Source organism: Paracoccus aerius, assembly GCF_014656455.1.
In the GTDB taxonomy this organism is placed as follows: domain Bacteria; phylum Pseudomonadota; class Alphaproteobacteria; order Rhodobacterales; family Rhodobacteraceae; genus Paracoccus; species Paracoccus aerius.
This window is the reverse complement of sequence record NZ_BNCL01000008.1, coordinates 68,631-89,017: the sequence shown is the minus strand read 5'-3', so window position 1 is coordinate 89,017 and position 20,387 is coordinate 68,631. Positions and strand designations below refer to the sequence as shown.

The window sequence follows — 20,387 nt, the reverse complement described above, 5'->3', positions numbered from 1 at the left end:
CGTCATCCTTTGACGGCGCCGCCCGTCAGGCCGGCGACGATGTATTTCTGGGCAGCAAGGAAGAAGACGATGGCCGGCACGATGGTCAGCGTGACGAAGGCCAGCGTCAGGTTCCACTGGGTGACGTATTCGCCGCGGAACTGCATCATCCCCAGCGGCCAGGTGAAGACCTCGCGCGAGTTCAGCACCACCAGCGGCAGAAGGAAGTTGTTCCAGCTTTGCACGAAGACGAAGACGCCCACGGTCGCCAGGATCGGTGCGGACAGCGGCAGGGTGAAGCGCCAGAAGAAGCGCACATAGCCGCAGCCGTCGATATAGGCGGCCTCGAACAGTTCCTTGGGCAATTGGGAAAAGAAGGTGCGGAACAGCAGGATCGCCAGCGACAGGCTGAAGGCGGTCTGCGGCAGGATCACCGCCCACCAGGTGTCCAGCAAGCCGATGTCGCGGACCTTAATGAACAGCGGCAGGATCGCCGTGGCGAAGGGGAACATCAGCCCCAGCAGGATGTAGGAGAACAGCATCCGCGAGCCGAAGAACCGGATCTGGGCGAAGACATAGGCCGCAGCCGCCCCCACGATCAGCGTCAGCACCACCGATCCGACCGAGATGATCAGCGAGTTGCGCAGGTAGCGCCAGAAGGCCGGGTCGCTGATGATCTGGCCGTAGAACTCCGTGTTCCACATGGCAGGCAGGCCAAGCGCGTTGGTGCGGATCTCGGCGTTGGTCTTGAAGCCGCCCAGGATGGTGGCCAGCATCGGGGCCAGCACGAAGCTGGCGACGATGCACAAGAACGCCACGCGCAGGATGTTGCGGGTCAGGTGGCCGCTTGTCATGCCTCGGCCCTTTTCATGAAGATGCGCTGATAGAAGACCGCAACCGTCACCGCGCCGACGAACAGGATCACGCCGACCGCCGAGCCGAAGCCGATGTTCAGCCGCGTCAGGCCGAAGGTATAAAGATAGGTCACGATGGTATGGGTCTGGTTCGACGGCCCGCCGTTGGTCAGCGGAATGATAACGTCGAAAACCTGAAGCGCGCCGATGATGGCGAAAAAGGCGCTGACCGCGATGGCGGGCCGGATATGGGGGACCTGGACATAGCGGACCACCTGAAGGCGGGACGCGCCCTCGATCCGGGCGGCCTCGATCTGGTCCTGCGGCACGCTTTGCAGCGCGGCGATATAGATCATCATGTGGAAGCCGAAATACTTCCAGACGATCACCGTCATGATGGCCATGAAGGCCCAGTCGGGGTTCGACAGGATGAACACCTCGCCCAATCCAAAGCCCTGGGCGATGGAGGCGGTGACGCCGTAGTTTCCGTCGAAGACGAAGGACCAGATCAGGCCCGCCGCGACCTCGGCCAGGATATAGGGCAGGAAGAAGACCAGCCGGAAAACGGCATTGGTGGGCGTCTTCCTGTGGATCAGCAGCGCCAGGAACAAGGCCAGCGGCATCTGCACCAAGAGCGACACGGCGACGATCTTCAGGGTGTTGCCGACCGCCGTATGGAAGATCGAATGGCCCAGGATCCGTTCGTAGTTGGACGTGCCGACGAAGTCCGACGGCGTGCCGTAGCCGTTCCAGTTGAAGAAGGAAAACCAGGCGGATTCCCCAAGGGGCAGCGTCACGAACAGCGTGAACAGGATCAGCGCGGGCGGCAGCAGGATCAGCACCGCGGTGATGCGCCCGTTCGAGACGGCGCGCCGCCAGCGGGCAGAGGCAGGCAGCCGCCTGTCGGCGTCAGCGAGGGTCATTCCGGCTCCTCATGGGTTGGGGAAAGAAGGCGGCCGAATGGGCGGGGGCAGCAAGCGCCGCCCCCGCCGTTCCGCCGGGGAGGGATCAGCGGAAGTCCCAGGCCTCCTGGACCTGCGCCGCGGCGTCCTCGGGCGTGATGGCATCCTGGGCAAGATCGGCCGAGATGTCGTTGATCGTCGCGCCCACCGAGGCCCCCAGGAACTGGTCCAGGAAGATCTGGTGGAAGCTGCTGTCGGCGATGTTCTGGGCCACCTGGATGAAGAAGGGGTTGTCCATGCCGTCCGACGTGCCCTCGGCGATCGGGATGAACAGCTGTTGCCGGCCAGCCTCGCGTTGGTTTTCGGCGTTCATCATGAAGGCCAGGAAGGCGACGGCTTCCGGCTCGGCGCTGTTGGTGACGGCCCAGCCGTTGATGCCGCCCAGCGTCGCGTCATTGCCGCCCTCGGCCACCGGGTCGGCGACGGCGGGAAAGCTGATGATCGCAAGCTGGTCGTCGGGCAGGCCCTGGCCGCTGGTCGAACGCTCGCGCATGGGCAGATAGTCCCAGTCCCCCATCAGGTGGAAGGCGCCGGCACCGTCCGCGAACATGCCGCTGGCGGTTTCATAGGTGGTGCTGATGTAGCCGGGCTGGAACGGCTCGAGCTCGGTCAGGCGCTGGAAGTCGCGGCCCGCGGCGACAAAGGGTTCGGCCGTGAAGCCGCCATTCTCGCCGGACATGGCGTCGGTCACGACCGTCGGGCCGCCGTGGCGCAGGGCCAGATAGCTCCAGTAGAAATGCAGCGGCCATTTGTCCTGCCCGCCGGCGATGATCGGGGTGACGCCCGCGTCCTTGGCGGTCTGCACCGCCTGGAGGAAGTCGTCCCAGGTCTTGATGGCATCCAGGTCGATGCCGGCCTGGTCGGTCAGGGCCTTGTTGGCCCAGAAGACCACCTCGGTCGCGTATTGCGGCAGGCCGTAAAGCTGGCCCTCGACCTCGTAGGCCTGAAGCCCGGCCTGGGGCAGAGTCTCGCGGAAGCCCTGGGGCAGAAGGTCGCCGATGGGCTGAAGAAAGCCGGCCTCGACCTGCTCGACCACGGTCTGGCCGCCCCAGCTGTAGAAGATGTCGGGCCGCGCGTCCGATTGCAGCAGGGTCGGCAGGCGGGCCTTGTAGGCCTCGTTCGCGACATATTCGAAGATCACGTCGACGCCCTCGTTCTGGGCTTCGAAGTCGGTCGCGATCTTTTCGAGATACTGTTCCTGCTCGGGGTTCACCGCCACGCGCAGCACGTTGATCTGGGTCTGCGCCAAGGCGGCATGGCCGCTGACGGCGGCAATGGCAGCGGCAAGGGCCGCGGCGGAATACTTCATGTTGTCCTCCCTGCGCCGGTTCCTCTACCGGCCATCCGAAGTCTGCCTTCAGATTATGACTTACGTACGTCAAACCAGAACCGGCTGCAACCGATTCTGGTACAGGTTGTCAGGGCAGGTTGTCGCGCAGGAAAACCTCGATCCCGATCCGGCCGGCATCGGGATCCACCGGCTGGCCGCGCACCAGCGATTGCAGGAGGGACACGGCGGCCGAGATTTCCCGGACCGGATCCTGGTGGATGACGGCATCGAAGCTTCCGTCCAGAAGCGCCTGCCGCGAATGGGGCGTCAGGTCGTGAACCACCACGGACGGGCGTGGCGCGCCCGCCGCATGTCCCGCCAAGGCCCGGGCAACGCCCCTGGTGCCCGCGCCCAGGCTATAGATGCCGGTCACATCGGGCTGCTGGCGCAGGACGCGATCCAGTTCGGCTTCCACGATGTCGCGGTCGTCCCGGCCTTCCAGCGGCGGCAGGATCTGCTGGTCGGGAAACTCGGCCCGCAGGACCTGCTCGAACCCCAGGCGGCGCTCGGCATGGTCGCGCACCAGCATGGACCCTGCGACGATGACGATCTTGCCGGACCGGCCGCGGCAGAACCGGCCCAGCAGGCTAGCCGCCGTGCGCCCGGCCTGCACGTTGTCGATCCCCACGAAATGCTGGCGCCGGGACGATGGCAGGTCGGATACCAGCGTCACCACGGCCACGCCGCGTTCGCGCAATTCGGCCAGTGCCGCGCGCACCACGGGGCTGTCGGTCGCCACCACGGCCACGCCGTCGGTCGCGCCGGGATCGACGGCCTGCAGGGTCCGGGCCAGGGCCACGTCGTCAAAGGCCGGCACGACCTGCACGGCGATTGACGTGAACTCCCACGCCTCGGACCGCTGGGCCAGTTCGCGTTCCAGCCCGCGCATGAAGCTGTTCGATCCGGCCGGAAGGATGAACAGCAGCCGGTCCTGCCGCCGCCGCGCCAGGTTCGCCGCCGCCGCGTTCCGTTCGAAACCCAGTTCGCGCATCGCCTGGGCCACGCGGATCTGGGTCGCGTGCCGGACCCCCACGCGGTCGTTCAGCACCCGGTCGACGGTCGAAAGGCTGACGCCGGCGGCGCGGGCGACGTCATGGATCGTGGGGCGGGTCATCGGGCAACATGTCCGTACGGCGAATGAACAGGATACTGGGCAACGTATGTCAGAAATGCCGGGCGCGACAGGTTATTTTTTGGGCAGGATTGCAGCCCGGGCACCAGTTCACCTTGCCTTAAGGTCGTGCAGGGCCAAAAGTCCATGCTGCTCGACATCTTCCAGATCGGCGCGGTTGGGGATGGCCCGCCTGGCGTCTTCGAGGACGGCGTGGACCTGGTCCCGCAGGGCCGACCTTTGTTCCTCGGTCCGCGCGCAAGGGGCCATGGCGGCAAAGGCCTTGAGCAGGTGGATCAGGATAAGCGGCTTTCCGGTCCCGCTTTGGCGGATCTGGCTGAAGGAGGCGTTCAGCAGGGTGGCATAGGTCGGAACCGGGCAGATGACCCGCACCTGGCCCTGGTCGTCGGGGAAAACTCCTTGCGGAACCGCGCGACCCATCAGGTCAGGCCAGACCGCCGAAAGGCGGTGGATGGCCGAGACCGCCGTATAGGGGTCGTTGATGCCGGGCGACAGTGCCCGGACCGCGACCTCGACCAGATGGCGGATCGAGAACTCGATGTCCTGGACCGGGGTCCGGTGGACGCCCAGGGTAATCGCGTCGCCGATGATCTTCGTCAGTTGGGGGGTAACGCGTTCCGCCGGATAGATGCCGAAGGCGCGGCCGTTGCGGATGGCGAAGTCGCCGGCCCGAAGATAAAGGCCGACCAGCACATCGGCCGACCGGGCGGCCTCGACGATGCGCCCGAACTCGATCGCCTGGACATAGCCGGAAGCCTGGACCCCCGCCAGGGCGGCCCGTTCGGCAAAGTCTTCGGGCAGCGCCTGTTCGGGGTCATCCGTCTGGCCTAGGGGCCGCAAGTCCCGCACACCTTGATCCAGCTCGCGGCCGACCGTTTCGATCAGCGTTTCCGACATGATCGAGGTCGCCAGGTCATGGATATACAGCACCAGCAGCGCCACGCTGAACAAGGCCAGGCCTATGGCGACGGTGACGGACAGATAAGCGTTGGATCCGCCCGCGTCGCCTGGCCCGATGGACGCAAGCAGCAGCAGGCAATAGATGATCGTCAGCACGAAGGTGCCCAGGACGAACTGCGTCTGCAGGCGGCCCATGAAGTTCCGGATCAGGCGGGGGCCGAACTGCCCGGCGGCAAGCGTCAGCACCACCATCGTGATCGAGAAGACAAGGCTTGCCATTGTGATCATCGAGGTCAGCACGGTCGCCAGAAGCTCTCGTGCCTGGTCCGGCGCGCTGACATAGATGATCCGGGGGAAGCTTTTGTCCGATCCCTGGCCCAGCCCTTCATCCAGGGCCAGGGCGCCCGCGGTCAGGCCAAGGGCAAGAACGCCCATGATCGCGGGAAGAAACCACAGGCTGGTGCGGACCGAATCCCACAGCGCGCGGGACGCGTTGCCGTTGGACAGGTAATGCCGCGGTTGGGTCATGTTCATCGTTCTCCGCCGAGGGTTCAGGCATGGTGATCCCGCATCCGGGGGCAGGCCTGCCAACGGCTTGTGCGACCGCCACCAAACCGGTGAAGCCCGTCTCTGTTCCCTGGCCGCGCCGTCCCCCGCCTGGTGTCTTGACGTCTGCGGCCTGTCAAAGGTAACTCAACCGCATGGGGCCTGCGACGCCCCACGAGGCGCCAGCCGAAGTTCGCGTTCCGGATCGATCATGATCAACCTTCAAGGGGGAGGAGCGCCCGTGCCGGCACCCAATGCGATATCGCCAGACAAGCTTTCGCGGCTGATCGGGACGGCAAGGGCGCCGGCCATCCTGGATGTCCGCTCGGATGCGGACCTTGCCGCCGATCCCCGGATGCTGCCGGGCACGATCCGCGCCGATGACCGCGCGCTTGCCGACCTGCCGCAGCTTCCGGCCGGGCCCATTGTCGTGCTGTGCCAGGGCGGCCATCGCCGCAGCCAGGGCGCAGCCGCCTGGCTGCGGGCCGAGGGTCGGCCGGCCGAATATCTTGAAGGCGGTTCTGCGGCCTGGCGTGATGCGGGCTGGCCGTTGATCCGCCCGGACGCCTTGCCGCCGCGGGACCGGCGCGGGCGCACGGTCTGGGTGACGCGGGCGCGGCCCAAGATCGACCGCATCGCCTGCCCGTGGCTGATCCGCCGCTTTGTCGATCCCCGCGCCGTGATCCTTTTCGTCGCACCCGCCGAGGTCGAAGCCGTGGCCGAGCGTCATGACGCCGCGCCATTGGACATCGAGGGCGTGTTCTTCAGCCACCGGGGCGATCTTTGCACCTTCGATGTCCTGCTGGCCGAACTGGGCCTGTCCGTCCCGGCCCTGGACCGGCTGACGACCATCGTGCGGGGGGCCGACACCGCCCGGCTGGACTTGGCGCCCGAGGCCGCGGGCCTTCTGGCCGCGTCGCTGGGACTGTCGCGCATCCATTCCGACGATCTTGAGCAACTGGAGGCCGGAATGGTCCTTTACGACGCCTTTTACCGCTGGGCGCGGGACGCCACGAACGAAACCCATAACTGGCCCGGCGCCAAGGCGGGGGCGGCGCGATGACCGACGCCCGTATTGCCCCCGCGCCGGAACAACCGGGCAGCCCATCGGGCCCAGCCGCGCGTCCCGCCTATCCCTCGCTTGCCGAGGCCACGCGGACCTGGGCGCGGATCGCGCTTTTGTCCTTTGGCGGCCCGGCGGGGCAGATCGCCGTCATGCACCGCATTCTAGTCGAGGAAAAGCGGTGGATCGGCGACGGCCGGTTCCTGCACGCCCTGAACTTCTGCATGTTGCTTCCCGGGCCCGAGGCGCAGCAGCTTGCCACCTATGTCGGCTGGCTTCTGCACGGGACGCGCGGCGGCCTGATCGCGGGTGTCCTGTTCGTGCTGCCCGGCGCGGTGGCGATCATGGCGCTCAGCTGGCTTTACGTGCTGTTCGGCGATGTGGGCGTGGTCGAGGCGCTGTTCTTCGGCCTCAAGGCCGCGATCCTGGCCATCGTGCTGCAGGCGGTGGTCCGCATCGGCCGCCGGGCGCTGAGGAACGACGCGATGCGCCTGCTGGCGGTGCTGTCCTTCGTGGCGATCTTCGCCTTCGACGCGCCTTTCCCCCTGATCGTGCTGACGGCGGGGCTGATCGGCTATCTGGGGGCACGGGCCGGCCTTCCCGCCTTCGCCGCGACCGGCGGCCATGGGGCGGTCGGCGGGGTTCATGTGGACGATGCCGAAACGCTTCTGGGCGAGGAGATGGCCCGGATGCCGCCAAGGGCGCGGCGCCGCGCGCTTGGGGCCGGGGCTGCGGCGCTGATCCTGTGGCTGGTGCCCGTGGCGCTGCTGGTCCTGACCTTGGGTCGCGGCAATGTCTTTGCGGAAATCGCGCTGTTCTTTTCCAAGATGGCCGTTGTGACTTTCGGCGGCGCCTATGCGGTCCTGGCCTATGTCGCGCAAGAGGCCGTCGGAACCTATGGCTGGCTCCGCCCCGGCGAGATGCTGGACGGCCTCGGCATGGCCGAGACCACGCCGGGACCGCTGATCATGGTCCTGCAGTTCGTGGGCTTTCTTGGTGCCTTCCGCGACGGGGGATGGGACAGCGCGCTTCTGGCGGGGACGCTGGGCGGGCTTTTGACGACCTGGGTCACCTTTGCGCCCTGCTTCGCCTTCATCTTCCTGGGCGCCCCCTACATGGAGCGGCTTCGGAACAACCGGGCCCTGTCCGCCGCCTTGACGGCCGTCACGGCCTCGGTCGTGGGGGTGATCGTCAACCTGGCGATCTGGTTCGCCATCCACGTGATCTGGCACGAGGTGCGGCGGATCGAGGCTGGGCCGCTGTCGCTGGAACTGCCCGTCCCAGGTTCCATCGACTGGATCGCCGCCGCGCTTTCCGTTCTGGCCCTTGTTGCGGTGTTCCGGTTCAGGCTGGGCATGACGACCGTCCTGGCGGGTGCGGCCGGCCTGGGCATCCTGCTTCATGCGGCGGGGGTGGTGGCCTGAGGCCGGGTTCCGCCTTGCAACTTGCCCAAGTCAGCAGACGATCGCCCGGCCCCCTGGAAAGGGCCGGGCTGCCGATTTTGGGTCAGTTCGACAGGAAGCGGCGAGCCGAGGGCATGGACTTCATCAGCACGTAATAGGCCACGCCCGCAGGGATCAGGCTGGCATACCACGAGATGCTGGAAAAGATCAGCGCGAAGACGATCCCGACTGCCGTGGCGATGATCGCGGCCCAGTTGACGCCCTTGTAGGGGCCTTCCTCGTCATAAAGCAGATCCAGGTTCAGCTGGCGCTTGCGCAGGATGTAATAGTCCACCACCAGCACCGCGAAGATCGGTCCCAGGAAGGCCGAATAGGTCTGGATGAACAGGTTCAGCCCGGCGGCGGATTCGTCCTTGACCAGTTCCCAGGGAAAGGTCGCGAAGGCCAGCAGGCCCACCAGGACCGCCGAGGTCTTGAAGTTCAGCTTGAAGATGTCCATCAGCGCATAGGCGGGCGGGATCACGTTGTTCAGCACGTTGGTCGTGACCTGCGCGAAGACGATGAACAGCAGCGTGATGATCAGCAGCACCTTGTTGTCCACCGCGCTGGAAAAGACCTTGATCGGATCGACCTCGCCCGTGGCACTGGACACCATCAGCCCGATCAGGCCCATGAACAGCGTCGCGGGCAGGATCGAATTGGCATAGATCACCACCTGGCGCAGCGGCGAGACGCTTTCCTTCAGCTCGCGCGAATAATCCGACACGTTCAGCATCATCGTGCTGTAGACGCCCAGGAACAGCATGGTGGCCCCCCAGAAGGGCGCGCCCCAGGTGCCTTCGGCCTGCAGCAGGTTGGTCGAGATCTGGTCGCCGTATTTGCCGATCACGCTGAAGAACATGTAGATCAGCGCGCCGATGATGAAGACCGAGCCGATGTTTTCCAGCCACTTGATGCCGCTGAAGCCCAGGACCGACAGGCCGATCTGCAGGAACTGGAAGGCTACGAACCAGAAGACGATGCTGTCGAACCCGAACAGCGTCACCGACACCAGGTTCAGCGCGCCCGCGCCGATCCAGCTTTGGAAGCCGAACCAGACGATGGCGGGCACCGACCGGACCAGGGCGGGCAGCCGCGTGCCGGCAAAGCCGAAAGACGACCGCGCCTGCACCATGAAGGGAATGCCGTATTTGTGGCCCGCCGCGCCGTTGATCGCCAAGGCGACGCCGATCACGGTGCAGCCGATGGCGATGGCAAGGAACACCTGCAAAAGGTTCAGCGTCCCCGCCAGGCCCGACCCGACGGTGAAGGTCCCGATGGATACGCAGCCACCCAGCCAGGCGAACAGATAGGACCAGGGATCCATGATCCGGTGGCGCTGCGGGGCAAGCGTTTCCTCGCCCACCTTCTTGTGGCCCGCCTCGGTGATTGGGCATTCGGCCATGTTTTCGATCGAGGTCATCGTCTTGTCCTTCCCTGTTGTTGATCTTGTCCTATTTCTGGTTCGGCTGCGCATAGGCGCAGATCTTGCTGGTCCCCAGGCCCACGGCCGCCAGCCCTTCGACGAACTTGACCGCGACCGTGACGCCGTCGATGACAGGCACCCCGGTTTCGCGCGACAGCCAGTCGGTCAGGTCGGCCATGCCCGCGCAGCCCAGGACGATCGCCTCGCAATTGTCCTCGCGGATGGCGCGCAGGATTTCGTCGCGCACCTTTTCGCGGGCGCCCGAGCCTTCCTCCTCGAGCGCGAGCACGGGAATGCTGGCCGAGCGGACCTTGCGGCACTGGTGGTCCACGCCATAGCGGCGGGCCAGTTCCTCGATCACCGGAACGGACCGGGGCAGGGTGGTGACCACGGAAAAGCTGGTGGCCAGCATGGTGGCGGCCTTCATCGCGGCCTCGGCGATGCCGATCACCGGCCCGCTTGCCAGTTCCCGGCAGGCGCCGATGCCCGGGTCGTCGAAGCAGGCCACCACGACGCCGGCCACGCCCTGCTGCTCGGCCTCACGGACATGGCGCAGGAGCGCGGGCACCGACATCGCCTCGTCATAGTGGCCTTCGATGCTGGCGGGCGATCCTTCGCCGGTTCGGGCAATGATCTCGACCCCCGGGCCTGCCACGCGCCGCGCGCTTTCGGCAATCTTGTCGGTCATCGAGGCCGTCGCGTTGGGATTGACGAGAAGGATTTTCATGGGCGCCTCCGGCTTGCTTCTGTTTCTGGATCGTCGACGATTCGCATGTGATGTGTCAACGATTCATATCGAAGATGGCGCGGGGCTTCTTGTGCTGCCCGGATCGGCGGCATAATTTCCCCCGGGCAGGCAGGAGAAACGCAGTCCCATGGCAGTGAATGCAGAAAGCCGGATCGTCGACGGCGTGGTCGAGGCCATTCTTGAACGGCGCCTGCGCTCCGGCACCAAGCTGAGCGAGCCGGAGCTGTGCGAGATCTATGATTGCGGCCGGACCGATGTGCGTCGCGCGCTTGTCATTCTCGCCACCCGAAAGACGGTCGAGCTGCGGCCCAACCGGGGTGCCTTCGTGCGCGTGCCAAGCCAGCCCGAGGCCCACAACGTCTTCCAGGCCCGCCGCGCCATCGAGAAGACCCTGGCGCGAAACGCGGCGCAGCACGCGACAGGGGCCGACCTTGCGGAACTGGACCATGTCGTGGGGGCCGAGATCCTGGCACGCAAGAACGGAGACCGCGCCAAGGCCATCCGCCTGTCAGGCGAGTTTCACATGGTCCTGGCTAAGATCGGGCAGAACGACGTCCTGGCCGAGTTCCTGCATGAACTGATCATGCGCAGTTCCCTTATCATCGGCCTGTTTGCAGGCTCGAGCCACGTTCTTTGCCAGGATGAGGAGCATGGCGAGATCGCCTCGGCCATCCGAAGCGGCGACGGGACAAGGGCTGGCGACCTGCTGGAAGCGCATCTGCGCCATATCGAGGCGCAACTGGTCTTCGATGCGCCGGCCGAGGCAAGCGACCTGCGCCAGATCCTCGGCGGGTAGAGGGGCCCGGAACCTTCGGGCGGAAGGAAGCCCCGGCCTTATCCCTGGTCCGACAGATAGGCCGCCATGCTGGCTGCCAGGCGTTTCGCGCGCTCGACATGGGCGGGGTCGGACATGAGGAATTGCGACACGAGCGCCTCGATGATGGCCAGGCCCGGCAGGCAGGACGACGACAGGACCGGATGCTGGGCGGGGGCGATCAGAAGGTGGTCGCAGGCCTGGGCCAGGGGCGCGGCCGGGGAATCGGTCAGGGCGATCAGCCGGGCGCCCGTGCCACGGGCCATGCGGGCCAGTTGGACCACGTCGCTGGAATAGCGCGGGAATGAGATCGCAATGACCACGTCGCCTTCGCCAGCCGCCATCACGCGGCCTGCCGCAACCTCGGTCCCGCCATACTGCACGACGTTCAGGATCCCGTCGCGATAGGGTTCAAGGCCAAGCGCAAGGATCGCCGCCAGATGGGCTGACAAACCGAAGCCCATGATCCAGACATGCCGCGCCTGGCGCAGCATCTCGGACGCCTGGCGCAGGGCTGCGGCTGTTTCGCGGTCCGCCAAGGCCCCCAGATGCGACTGCGCGGTCGCCAGCGATGCCTCGGCCGGGGAGGATGACCCCGCAGCCTCGGCCAGGCGGTTTTCCAGCTTGGTGACGGGGGCGATCAGCGCGTGGACACGGTCGGCCACATCAGCGCGGAAGGCCGCATAGCTGTCGATTCCCAGATCGCGGACATAGCGGCTGATCGTGCTGGCCGAGATTCCCGAGGCGCGCGAAACATCCTCTATTCCATGGGTGGCGATAAAGACGGGATCGCGCAGGATCAGGTCGGACAAGGCGCGCTGCGACCTGGATCCCGCCTGAAGACGCGCCACAACCTGTTGACCAAGCTGGCTTTCCGCAAAATGGCGCGTGGCGCCCGCGCTCCAGCCCGAAATTTCTGTTGACGGATCGATTTTCATTTCTCAATCATATGAAAGAAAAACAATCACAACAATCCATCCCGACAGGAGTTCCCATCATGCGCAAGACCCTTGCCGCGCTGTCCGTTTTCGCCCTGGCCCTTCCCGCCTTCGCCCAGGATCAGGTCCGCATCGGCGTCGAAGGCAACTATCCGCCCTTCAGCCAGGTGTCCCCTGACGGCACGCTTTCGGGCTTCGACATCGACATCGCCAATGCCGTCTGCGCGCAGATGAAGGCGGACTGCACGCTGGTGCAGCAGGAATGGGACGGGATGATCCCCGCCCTGGCGGCCAACAAGTTCGACATGATCGTGGCATCCATGACGATCACCGACGAACGCAAGAAAGTGGTCGATTTTTCCGATCCCTATTACGACGTCCCCTCGCGCTTCATCGCGGCCGAGGGCGCCTTTGGAGGCTACAGCCCCGAGGAACTGGCTGGCAAGACGATCATCGTGCTGCGCAACAGCCCCCGCGCCCAGTACCTGGAAGCGACCTATCCCGACAGCCGCATCCTGGCGGTGGATCGCGAGCCGGCGGTTTATCTGGAACTGGCGGCCGGCCGGGGCGACATCGCCTTCGGATCATCGGTCGTCTCGGCCGAGGCCTTCCTGAAGCAGCCCGAGGGCGAGGGCTTTGAGCAGGTCGGCGAAACGCTGACTCTGACCGACAGCGTGGATGGCGGCGTGGGCATCGCCATGCGCAAGGGCGACGAGGCGCTGAAGACCCGCGTGAACGAGGCCCTGGCCGCGATCATGCAAGACGGCAGCTATGCCAAGATGGCCGCGCAGTATTTCGACTTCGACATCACCCCGCCCCACGCCCGCAAGTGACCCGACGCGCCCCCCCGCCGGGGGGGCGTCCGATCCAAAGGGAAGACAAACGATGTTCCACGGCTATCTGCCGATGATCCTGGACGGGCTGCGGGTGACGCTGTCGGTGGCGGTGGTGTCGCTGGCAGTGGCCTGCGTCTTCGGCCTGGCGGGGGCAAGCGCCAAGCTGTCCCATTCGCCCGTCCTGCGCGGGCTGGCGGGGCTTTATACCACGGTCATCCGGGCGCTGCCCGACCTGCTTCTGATGCTGATCGTCTTTTATGGCGGGCAGATCCTGCTGAACCGCGTGGCGACCGCGCAGGGCTGGGGATACATGGACGTGAACGCCTTCGCGGCGGGCACCATCACCCTGGGCTTCGTCTTCGGCGCCTATCTGACCGAAACCTTCCGGGGCGCGATATTGGCCATCCCGCGCGGCCAGATCGAGGCCGGGCACGCGATGGGCCTGTCGCGCGGCCAGGTGATGCGCGACATCGTCATTCCGCAGATGGTCCGCCACGCCATCCCGGGCTTTACCAACAACTGGCTGGTGATGCTGAAGGCGACCGCGCTTGTGTCGATCATCGGGCTGGACGACATGGTCCACCGCGCATCGCTGGCATCCGCCGCGACGCGCGAGCCGTTTACCTTCTACGCGCTGATCGGGGCCATCTACCTGGCGGTGACCACCGTCTCGATCCTGGTGCTTGGCGCGCTGAACCGCCGCATGTCGCGCGGCATTCGGTCGGAGGCCAGGGCATGATCGACTGGACCATCGTACGCGAGATGCTGCCCGCCTTCTGGCACGGGCTGCAGATGACGCTGCTGCTGCTGGTGACTTCGGCGGTGGCGGGGCTGCTGCTGTCGGTGCCGCTTTCGGTGGCGCGCTCGGCCCGCAGCCCCTGGGCTCGCTGGCCGGTCTTCGGCTTTACCTTCGTGATCCGGGGGACGCCGCTTCTGGTGCAGTTGTTCATCCTGTATTACGGGCTGCCGCAATTCGGGGTGATCCGCAACAGCACCCTGTGGCCACTGCTCCGCGACCCGTGGTTCTGCGCTTGGGCAGCCTTCACGCTGAACACCACCGCCTACACGACCGAGATCTTCGCGGGCGCCATCCGCACCACCCCCGCCGGAGAGATCGAGGCCGCACGGGCGATGGGCCTGACCCGCGCCCAGGTCTTTCGCGACGTGTTCTGGCCCGGCGCCTGGCGCCGCGCCTTGCCCCAATACGGCAACGAGATCATCCAGCTGATGCACGCCACCGCCCTGGCCAGCACCGTCACCATTGTCGAGATCCTGCGCGTCGGCCGCGATGTCTACACCAACTACCTGAAGATCCCCGAAAGCTTCGGCATGGCGGCGGTCTTCTATCTGGGGCTGACCCTTGTCCTGGCCGGGCTGTTCCGGCTTCTGGAGCGCCATTTCCTGCGCCATCTCGACCCACGCGCAAGCGCGACCCCCATGCCCGAACCCGTGAAAGCCTCTGCCCATGCGTGAACGCTGCTTTTCCTTTCCCGGGCGCGGTCCCGGCACCCGCCACCAGGTCCTGACCCTGTCCTTCGGCGATCCCGACGCGCGGCCGCATGTCCATGTGCAGGGGGGGCTTCATGCCGACGAAGGCCCCGGCATGATGGTCGCCCGGCTGCTGGCGGATCTTCTGGCCCAGGCCGAGGCGGCAGGCCGGCTGCGGGGCCATGTGACCGTGGTGCCCTTTGCCAATCCGCTGGGGCTGGGGCAGGTGCTTCACGGCGATCATTCGGGGCGCTTCGATCTTTACGACGGGCGCAACTTCAACCGCGATTATCCCGACCTGTCCGATGACGCCGCAGCCGGGCTGGAAGGCCGGCTGACCGGTGACCCGCAGCGCAATGTGGCTTTGGTCCGGGCCGCCCTGCGGGCGGCCTTGCAGGAACGCCAGCCCGTAGGGCCGGCCGAGGCGCTGCGACATCACCTGATGGGCCTGGCCCTGGATGCCGACGTGGTGCTGGATCTGCACTGCGATGGCGAAGCCGAGATGCACCTTTACACCCAGCCTGCCGCCTGGGACCGGCTGGCCCCCCTGGCGACCCTGACCGCCTGCCGTGCCGTGCTGCTGGCCGAGGTGTCGGGCGGCCATCCCTTTGACGAGGCCCTGTCCGGTCCCTGGACCGCGATTGCCGCGCGCTTTCCTGACCACCCGGTCCCCCTGGGCTGCGCCAGCACCACCGTCGAATTGCGCGGACGATCCGACGTCTGCCGGACCCAGGGGCTGCGCGATGCCGGGGCGATCAGGGATTACCTGGTGCATCTGGGCGTCCTGTCGGGCAGCGTCGACTTGCCCCCCGCCGCCTGCAGCCCCACGCCCCTTGCGGGATCCGAGGCGCTGACCGCGCCCGCGGCCGGGCTGCTGTCCTATGCCGTGCCGCTGGGAAGCCTTGTGCAGGCGGGCCAGACCGTGGCCGAGATCACCGACCTGGAGACCGGCGCAATGATCCCCGTCCGCGCCAGCACCACGGGCGTCTTCTATGCCCGCCCCGCCACCCGCATCGCGGAGGCCGGAAAACGCCTGGGCAAGATCGCCGGCGACCGGCCCTTCCGCGACGGCCCGCTGCTCAGCCCCTGAGGGACCTGCCATGACCATGCTGAACGCCACCGACATCCGCAAAAGCTTCGGCACCCGGGAAGTGCTGCGCGGGATCAGCCTTTCCGCCGCGAAGGGCGACGTGATCTCGATGATCGGATCCTCGGGATCGGGGAAAAGCACCTTCCTGCGCTGCCTGAACTTCCTTGAACATCCCACCCAGGGCCAGATCGCGCTTGGCGGACAGGTCCTGGCCTGCAAGCGCGACCGCAACGGCGACCAGACGGTGGCCGATCCGGCGCAGTTGCGGGCCTTCCGCGCGCGGGTGACGATGGTCTTCCAGCAGTTCAACCTGTGGTCCCACATGACCGCGCGGGACAATGTCATGCTGGGGCCAATCCGCGTCCACGGCCTGAGCCGCGCCGAGGCAGGCGAACGGGCCGATCATTATCTGTCACGCGTGGGCGTGGCGCATCGGAAGGACGCCTATCCAGGCTTCCTGTCCGGGGGCGAGCAGCAGCGCGTGGCCATCGCCCGCGCGCTTGCGATGGAGCCCGACCTGATGCTGTTCGACGAACCCACCAGTGCGCTTGATCCCGAACTGGTGGGCGAGGTCCTGCGCGTCATGCGCAGCCTGGCCGAGGAAGGCCGCACCATGATCGTCGTCACGCACGAGATGAACTTCGCCCGCGACGTGGCCAACCGCGTGGTCTTCCTGGACCAGGGCGTCATTGCAGAACAGGGCTGCCCGCGCGAGGTGCTGAGCCGCCCGCAGACCGAACGCCTTCAGGGCTTCCTGGCCGCACAGGCCGCTTGATCGAAGCGCCGCCCCCGGCCAGGGGCGGCCTAGGCTTTTCAGGCCGCGCCGACAGCCTCGGCCCGGCAGATCATCCCGAACAGGTCGCGGGGATCGTCCGGATCGGCGATCATGTCCAGGTCCTGGAAAAAGCCCGTTCCGCGCAGGCGGGCGTGGATGTGGCGCAGCGCGCTGAAATCCTCGATGGCAAAGCCCACGCTGTCGAACAGCGTCACCTGGGACGGGCCGGTCCGGCCGGGCGCCTGGCCTGCGATGACCTGCCACAATTCGGTCACCGGATGGTCGGGGTCCAGTTGCTGGATCTCGCCCTCGATCCGGGTCTGGGGCGGGTATTCCACGAAGATCCCGGCGCGGTGCAGGATGGCGGGGGCCAGTTCCGTCTTGCCGGGGCAGTCGCCGCCCACCGCGTTGATGTGGACCCCGCCGCCGACCATGTTGTCGGTCAGGATGGTGGCGTATTGCTTGTCCGCGGTGCAGGTCGTGATGATCTGCGCGCCCAGGATCGCGTCCTCGGCGCTGTTGCAGGGCACCACCCGCAGGCCGCGCCCGGCAAGGTTCGCCGCGCATTTGCGGGTGGCCGCCGGGTCGATGTCGTAAAGGCGCACCTCCTCAATCCCGCAGACGGCCTTCATGGCAAGGGCTTGGAACTCGGCCTGGGCGCCATTGCCTATCATCGCCATGGCGCGCGCATCGCGCGGGGCCAGCCATTTCGCGGCCATCGCGCTTGTCGCCGCCGTGCGCAGCGCCGTCAGGATGGTCATTTCCGACAGCATCACCGGATAGCCCGTCGCCACGTCCGCCAGGACGCCGAAGGCCGTCACGGTCTGCAGGCCGCGCCGCATGTTGCCCGGATGGCCGTTCACATACTTGAAGCCGTATTGCTGCCCGTCCGAGGTGGGCATCAGCTCGATCACGCCGATATCGGAATGGCTGGCGACGCGCGGGGTCTTGTCGAACTGGGGCCAGCGGCGGAAGTCGGCCTCGATCGCATCCGTCAGTTCAACCATCATGCGTTCGATCCCGACATGCAGGACTAGGCGCATCATGTGGTCGACGCTGACAAAGGGAACAAGCGCCTGGCGCGAGGGCGGGGTCATGGGCATCTCCTTCAGGTGAATGAACGTGTGGGGCGGTCGAAGACCTTGCGGCCCATCAGGCTGCCCACCAGGTCGACCATCAGCTTGGCGGTGCGGCCGCGGTCGTCCAGGAACGGGTTCAGCTCGACCAGGTCCAGCGAGGTCATCAGCCCCGTCTCGTGGATCAGTTCGCAGGCCAGATGCGCTTCCCGGAAGGTGGCGCCGCCGGGAACGGTGGTGCCCACCGCGGGCGCGATGGAGGGGTCGAGGAAATCCACGTCCAGGCTGACATGCAGCTTGCCCTGGGCCGCGCGCACCCGGTCCAGGAACGCGCCAAGGGGGGCGGTGATGCCCTGTTCGTCCAGCACGCGCATGTCGTTGACCCCGATGGCGCAGTCCTGCAGGGCGCGATGCTCGGCCGGGTCGACGCTGCGGATGCCGAACAGGCAGATGCGCTCGGCCGGGATCGGCGTGGGGAAAGGCCCAAAGGCGTCAAAGCCCGGCCGGCCCGCCGCATAGGCCACCGGCGTGCCGTGCAGGTTCCCCGTTGTCGTGCTGAGGGGCGTGTGGAAATCGCTATGCGCATCCATCCACAACAGGAACAGCGGGCGCCCTTGGGCGGCGGCGTCCTCGGCCGCGCCGGCCACGGATCCAAGCGCCAGCGAATGATCCCCGCCCAGCACGATGGGTATGCCCCCCTGGCGCAAGGCGTCGCGCACCGCGTCGCGGATCAGCCCGGTCCAGGCAACCGTCGCGGGCAACTGGTCCACCGCGCCATTCGCGCAATGCCGCCGCGGCAGCACCTGGGGCAGCGCAAGATCGCCCCGGTCCGCCACGGCCAGGCCAAGGCCTTCCAAAAGCGGCCGCAGTCCCGCCACGCGATAGGCGGCCGGGCCCATCAGGCATCCCGGCTGCCGCTGGCCGCTGTCGACGGGCGCGCCGATCAGGATGGTTCGTGTCATCGTCACCTCGGGTGGTTTCGGACAGGATGCTGCGCGAAACAGGCGGGTCTCAACTGGACAATCCGCAGGTTCGGCAGGCAAACTGCGCGAAGTGGCCAGAAGGACCTGCCGAAATGGATGAACTCGACCAAAGGCTGATCGCCGAGCTGCGCCGGGACGGGCGCGCCTCGGTCCAGCATCTGGCGGACCGCCTGGGCGTCACCCGCGCGACCGTGCGGCTGCGGATGGCGCGGCTGCAGCAGAAGGGCGAGGTCCTGGGCTATACGGCCGTCACCCGGGGCGATGTCTCGGACGCGCCGGTGCGAGGCCTTGTGCTGATCGGGATCGAGGGCCGTGGCGGCGACCGCATCATGGCGCGCCTGTCGGGCATGGCAGAGGTCACCGCCGTTCATTCCACCAACGGCAAGTGGGATCTGGTGGTCGAGGTTTCGACGCAATCCCTGGCCGAACTGGACGAGGTCCTGCGCCGCATCCGCAACCTGGAAGGGGTCGTCACCTCCGAGACGAACCTGCTTCTGGCATCGCGCCGCGCCTCCTCGAGATGGAGTTGACCGGCCGGCCCGACGCAGAAAGACGGCGGCTTGCACTTTTGCGCTGCGGCGGCTTTCCTGCGCCCTCGGGCCGTGATCGTGCCCGGCGAAAGGAACGGGGACATGACGGGCCAGGACGATTTCCGCTCGGACACGGTGACGCGGCCGGATGCGGCGATGCGGGCGGCAATGGCTTCGGCCGAGGTGGGCGATGCGGTCTACGAGGATTGCCCGACCACCCGCAGGCTGGAAGCGATGGCGGCGGAACGCCTTGGCAAAGAGGCGGCGCTGTTCTTTCCCACCGGAACGCAGTCGAACCTGGCCGCGCTGATGGCCCATTGCGGTCGCGGGGACGAATACCTGGTCGGGCACACGGCCCATACCTTTCTGTACGAAGGGGGCGGCGCGGCGGTGCTGGGATCGATCCAGCCCCAGCCCTTGCCGAACGAGCCCGACGGCACCATCGCCCTGGTCGCCATCGAGGCCGCGATCAAGCCCGACGATGTCCACCATTCCAGAACCCGGCTTCCTGAGCGCGTCTTTCGGCCTATGGCTTAACTTGAAGGTTTCGGAAAAATCGTCGGAGTCCGATCCAGACGTCCTAGCAAGCGCGCCGCGCGACAACAAACCAAGCAGGGTGATGAACCCTGCATGGTCTCAAGGCACTGGCAACACGGCGGCCTTAGGCAAAATACTGCGGAAATTCCTCACGCAGGGCCTCCACCCTGGACACCGTCTGGCTCAGATGGCCCCGGATTGCCGCGATCGCAGCATCCGGGTCGCCTGATGCGATGCCGTCCACGATGGACCGATGGCCAGACAAGATGTTGAGCACCTTGCCCTGTTCCGGCAGGTGCAGGCGACGGATGCGCTCCAGATGGCCCGACCGTTCGCGCACCAACTGGTGCAGTCCTGACTGCCGCAGGCCCGCGAACAGGGTCTGGTGGAACAACTCGTCCAGTTCCTGAAAGACGGCGATCTGACTGGTGTCCTCGGCGATGGCTTCCTGCATCCGGATGATCGATCGGGCGCGGGTCAGCACGTCGGCCGGCGCCTCGGTGGCCAGCCTGCGGCAGACCTCGGTTTCCAGGGCGACGCGCAGGAAATGCGCCTCGTAGGTTTGCGGCACGTCGATGCGCGTCACCACCGTCTTCGATTGGGGAAAGATGTGGACCAGCCCTTCCTGCTTCAGCAGTTGAAGGGCCTCTCGGATCGGGGTCTGGCTGACCCCATAGGTTTCGGTCAGGTCGGTCCGCGACAGCGTGGTGTCGGGTGGCAATTCCAGTGTGATAATTCGCTTGCGCAGGCTTTCGTAGACGCGCTGCACGGTCCCGCCACCGGCCTGCACCTGCATGGCAGAAAGCCCAAAACTGGCGGCAAGCGATATGGCCATGACATTCTCCCTCAATCAGGCCGAACCTAGGGTCAGGCCCTCCGATCAACAAGGATAATAGCGCTATTGATATACCTGTTAAACTGAAATATTAGTATGTTTG

General features: G+C 66.5%; 21 protein-coding genes. 10 read left to right on the top strand and 11 right to left on the bottom strand.

What is annotated here, in order from left to right; genetic code table 11:
- Positions 1 to 2: 2 nt before the first annotated feature.
- The 5 genes from IE224_RS11210 to IE224_RS11190 form a co-directional block, all read right to left on the bottom strand.
- On the bottom strand, positions 3 to 833 hold the full coding sequence (locus IE224_RS11210) for a carbohydrate ABC transporter permease (RefSeq protein ID WP_191310417.1): 831 nt from the start codon (positions 831 to 833) through the stop codon (positions 3 to 5).
- Positions 830 to 1,756: a carbohydrate ABC transporter permease gene (locus IE224_RS11205; protein ID WP_191310415.1), complete on the bottom strand. Its 927-nt coding sequence runs from the start codon at positions 1,754 to 1,756 to the stop codon at positions 830 to 832. The genes IE224_RS11210 and IE224_RS11205 overlap by 4 nt, the downstream gene beginning before the upstream one ends.
- A gap of 85 nt (positions 1,757 to 1,841) precedes the next feature.
- Positions 1,842 to 3,104 (bottom strand): ABC transporter substrate-binding protein, encoded by a 1,263-nt coding sequence (locus tag IE224_RS11200; RefSeq protein ID WP_191310412.1) that lies wholly within the window; start codon positions 3,102 to 3,104, stop codon positions 1,842 to 1,844.
- 109 nt (positions 3,105 to 3,213) lie between these two features.
- A complete protein-coding gene (locus IE224_RS11195) occupies positions 3,214 to 4,239 on the bottom strand; it encodes a LacI family DNA-binding transcriptional regulator (RefSeq protein ID WP_191310410.1) in 1,026 nt (341 codons plus the stop codon).
- 108 nt (positions 4,240 to 4,347) lie between these two features.
- A complete protein-coding gene (locus IE224_RS11190; protein ID WP_191310408.1) occupies positions 4,348 to 5,685 on the bottom strand; it encodes a DUF2254 domain-containing protein in 1,338 nt (445 codons plus the stop codon).
- A 259-nt stretch (positions 5,686 to 5,944) separates the two neighbouring features.
- On the opposite strand from IE224_RS11190, the gene IE224_RS11185 reads away from it, so the two are divergent.
- Positions 5,945 to 6,766, top strand: coding sequence for a chromate resistance protein ChrB domain-containing protein (locus IE224_RS11185; RefSeq protein WP_191310406.1), 822 nt, complete (start codon positions 5,945 to 5,947; stop codon positions 6,764 to 6,766).
- A complete protein-coding gene (chrA, locus tag IE224_RS11180) occupies positions 6,763 to 8,190 on the top strand; it encodes a chromate efflux transporter (RefSeq protein ID WP_191310404.1) in 1,428 nt (475 codons plus the stop codon). Before IE224_RS11185 ends, chrA begins: the two co-directional genes overlap by 4 nt.
- An 82-nt stretch (positions 8,191 to 8,272) precedes the next feature.
- Here chrA and IE224_RS11175 read toward each other — a convergent pair whose 3' ends face one another.
- Together IE224_RS11175 and IE224_RS11170 are read right to left on the bottom strand one after the other, a co-directional pair.
- Entirely contained in the window at positions 8,273 to 9,631 is a 1,359-nt protein-coding gene (locus tag IE224_RS11175) for an NCS1 family transporter (protein WP_191310402.1), read from the bottom strand.
- 31 nt (positions 9,632 to 9,662) lie between these two features.
- On the bottom strand, positions 9,663 to 10,361 hold the full coding sequence (locus IE224_RS11170) for an aspartate/glutamate racemase family protein (RefSeq protein WP_167623633.1): 699 nt from the start codon (positions 10,359 to 10,361) through the stop codon (positions 9,663 to 9,665).
- A 148-nt stretch (positions 10,362 to 10,509) separates the two neighbouring features.
- Here IE224_RS11170 and IE224_RS11165 point away from each other — a divergent pair, with 148 nt between their 5' ends.
- Positions 10,510 to 11,178 (top strand): GntR family transcriptional regulator, encoded by a 669-nt coding sequence (locus IE224_RS11165; RefSeq protein ID WP_191310400.1) that lies wholly within the window; start codon positions 10,510 to 10,512, stop codon positions 11,176 to 11,178.
- Positions 11,179 to 11,216: 38 nt separating this feature from the next.
- Here the strand turns inward: IE224_RS11165 and IE224_RS11160 are convergent, their stop codons facing one another.
- Positions 11,217 to 12,134 (bottom strand): MurR/RpiR family transcriptional regulator, encoded by a 918-nt coding sequence (locus IE224_RS11160; RefSeq protein WP_191310399.1) that lies wholly within the window; start codon positions 12,132 to 12,134, stop codon positions 11,217 to 11,219.
- A 59-nt stretch (positions 12,135 to 12,193) separates the two neighbouring features.
- On the opposite strand from IE224_RS11160, the gene IE224_RS11155 reads away from it, so the two are divergent.
- From IE224_RS11155 to IE224_RS11135, 5 genes are read left to right on the top strand one after another with little or no spacing between them, the layout of a single operon-like run.
- Complete coding sequence (locus IE224_RS11155) at positions 12,194 to 12,967, top strand: transporter substrate-binding domain-containing protein (protein ID WP_191310398.1); 774 nt, start codon at positions 12,194 to 12,196, stop codon at positions 12,965 to 12,967.
- A 52-nt stretch (positions 12,968 to 13,019) separates the two neighbouring features.
- Positions 13,020 to 13,709, top strand: a complete 690-nt coding sequence (locus IE224_RS11150; RefSeq protein WP_191310395.1) for an ABC transporter permease — start codon at positions 13,020 to 13,022, stop codon at positions 13,707 to 13,709.
- Positions 13,706 to 14,443 (top strand): ABC transporter permease, encoded by a 738-nt coding sequence (locus IE224_RS11145; RefSeq protein WP_191310393.1) that lies wholly within the window; start codon positions 13,706 to 13,708, stop codon positions 14,441 to 14,443. Before IE224_RS11150 ends, IE224_RS11145 begins: the two co-directional genes overlap by 4 nt.
- Complete coding sequence (locus tag IE224_RS11140) at positions 14,436 to 15,548, top strand: succinylglutamate desuccinylase/aspartoacylase family protein (RefSeq protein ID WP_191310391.1); 1,113 nt, start codon at positions 14,436 to 14,438, stop codon at positions 15,546 to 15,548. The genes IE224_RS11145 and IE224_RS11140 overlap by 8 nt, the downstream gene beginning before the upstream one ends.
- 10 nt (positions 15,549 to 15,558) lie before the next feature.
- Positions 15,559 to 16,323, top strand: a complete 765-nt coding sequence (locus IE224_RS11135; protein ID WP_276529574.1) for an ABC transporter ATP-binding protein — start codon at positions 15,559 to 15,561, stop codon at positions 16,321 to 16,323.
- 38 nt (positions 16,324 to 16,361) lie between these two features.
- Here IE224_RS11135 and ocd read toward each other — a convergent pair whose 3' ends face one another.
- Both ocd and rocF read right to left on the bottom strand, forming a co-directional pair.
- Entirely contained in the window at positions 16,362 to 17,420 is a 1,059-nt protein-coding gene (ocd, locus tag IE224_RS11130; protein ID WP_191310389.1) for an ornithine cyclodeaminase, read from the bottom strand.
- Positions 17,421 to 17,431: 11 nt separating this feature from the next.
- A complete protein-coding gene (rocF, locus tag IE224_RS11125) occupies positions 17,432 to 18,361 on the bottom strand; it encodes an arginase (RefSeq protein WP_191310387.1) in 930 nt (309 codons plus the stop codon).
- A gap of 113 nt (positions 18,362 to 18,474) precedes the next feature.
- Between rocF and IE224_RS11120 the strand changes: the two genes are divergently transcribed.
- Both IE224_RS11120 and IE224_RS11115 read left to right on the top strand, forming a co-directional pair.
- A complete protein-coding gene (locus tag IE224_RS11120; RefSeq protein ID WP_191310386.1) occupies positions 18,475 to 18,912 on the top strand; it encodes an Lrp/AsnC family transcriptional regulator in 438 nt (145 codons plus the stop codon).
- 102 nt (positions 18,913 to 19,014) lie between these two features.
- A complete protein-coding gene (locus tag IE224_RS11115) occupies positions 19,015 to 19,449 on the top strand; it encodes an aminotransferase class I/II-fold pyridoxal phosphate-dependent enzyme (protein ID WP_191310384.1) in 435 nt (144 codons plus the stop codon).
- A gap of 124 nt (positions 19,450 to 19,573) precedes the next feature.
- On the opposite strand, the gene IE224_RS11110 is transcribed toward IE224_RS11115, so the two are convergent.
- A complete protein-coding gene (locus tag IE224_RS11110) occupies positions 19,574 to 20,284 on the bottom strand; it encodes a GntR family transcriptional regulator (protein WP_191310382.1) in 711 nt (236 codons plus the stop codon).
- Positions 20,285 to 20,387: the final 103 nt, after the last annotated feature.

What these genes read in the sequence shown, in the direction of transcription:
- chrA (WP_191310404.1), top strand. Translation starts at nt 6,763, where the DNA reads ATGACCGACGCCCGTATTGCCCCCGCGCCGGAACAACCGGGCAGCCCA.
- IE224_RS11115 (WP_191310384.1), top strand. Translation starts at nt 19,015, where the DNA reads ATGACGGGCCAGGACGATTTCCGCTCGGACACGGTGACGCGGCCGGAT.
- IE224_RS11175 (WP_191310402.1), bottom strand. Translation starts at nt 9,631, where the DNA reads ATGACCTCGATCGAAAACATGGCCGAATGCCCAATCACCGAGGCGGGC.
- IE224_RS11145 (WP_191310393.1), top strand. Translation starts at nt 13,706, where the DNA reads ATGATCGACTGGACCATCGTACGCGAGATGCTGCCCGCCTTCTGGCAC.
- IE224_RS11210 (WP_191310417.1), bottom strand. Translation starts at nt 833, where the DNA reads ATGACAAGCGGCCACCTGACCCGCAACATCCTGCGCGTGGCGTTCTTG.
- IE224_RS11110 (WP_191310382.1), bottom strand. Translation starts at nt 20,284, where the DNA reads ATGGCCATATCGCTTGCCGCCAGTTTTGGGCTTTCTGCCATGCAGGTG.
- ocd (WP_191310389.1), bottom strand. Translation starts at nt 17,420, where the DNA reads ATGACCCCGCCCTCGCGCCAGGCGCTTGTTCCCTTTGTCAGCGTCGAC.
- IE224_RS11200 (WP_191310412.1), bottom strand. Translation starts at nt 3,104, where the DNA reads ATGAAGTATTCCGCCGCGGCCCTTGCCGCTGCCATTGCCGCCGTCAGC.
- IE224_RS11190 (WP_191310408.1), bottom strand. Translation starts at nt 5,685, where the DNA reads ATGACCCAACCGCGGCATTACCTGTCCAACGGCAACGCGTCCCGCGCG.
- IE224_RS11140 (WP_191310391.1), top strand. Translation starts at nt 14,436, where the DNA reads ATGCGTGAACGCTGCTTTTCCTTTCCCGGGCGCGGTCCCGGCACCCGC.
- IE224_RS11205 (WP_191310415.1), bottom strand. Translation starts at nt 1,756, where the DNA reads ATGACCCTCGCTGACGCCGACAGGCGGCTGCCTGCCTCTGCCCGCTGG.
- IE224_RS11170 (WP_167623633.1), bottom strand. Translation starts at nt 10,361, where the DNA reads ATGAAAATCCTTCTCGTCAATCCCAACGCGACGGCCTCGATGACCGAC.
- IE224_RS11165 (WP_191310400.1), top strand. Translation starts at nt 10,510, where the DNA reads ATGGCAGTGAATGCAGAAAGCCGGATCGTCGACGGCGTGGTCGAGGCC.
- IE224_RS11160 (WP_191310399.1), bottom strand. Translation starts at nt 12,134, where the DNA reads ATGAAAATCGATCCGTCAACAGAAATTTCGGGCTGGAGCGCGGGCGCC.
- rocF (WP_191310387.1), bottom strand. Translation starts at nt 18,361, where the DNA reads ATGACACGAACCATCCTGATCGGCGCGCCCGTCGACAGCGGCCAGCGG.
- IE224_RS11195 (WP_191310410.1), bottom strand. Translation starts at nt 4,239, where the DNA reads ATGACCCGCCCCACGATCCATGACGTCGCCCGCGCCGCCGGCGTCAGC.
- IE224_RS11150 (WP_191310395.1), top strand. Translation starts at nt 13,020, where the DNA reads ATGTTCCACGGCTATCTGCCGATGATCCTGGACGGGCTGCGGGTGACG.
- IE224_RS11120 (WP_191310386.1), top strand. Translation starts at nt 18,475, where the DNA reads ATGGATGAACTCGACCAAAGGCTGATCGCCGAGCTGCGCCGGGACGGG.
- IE224_RS11155 (WP_191310398.1), top strand. Translation starts at nt 12,194, where the DNA reads ATGCGCAAGACCCTTGCCGCGCTGTCCGTTTTCGCCCTGGCCCTTCCC.
- IE224_RS11135 (WP_276529574.1), top strand. Translation starts at nt 15,559, where the DNA reads ATGACCATGCTGAACGCCACCGACATCCGCAAAAGCTTCGGCACCCGG.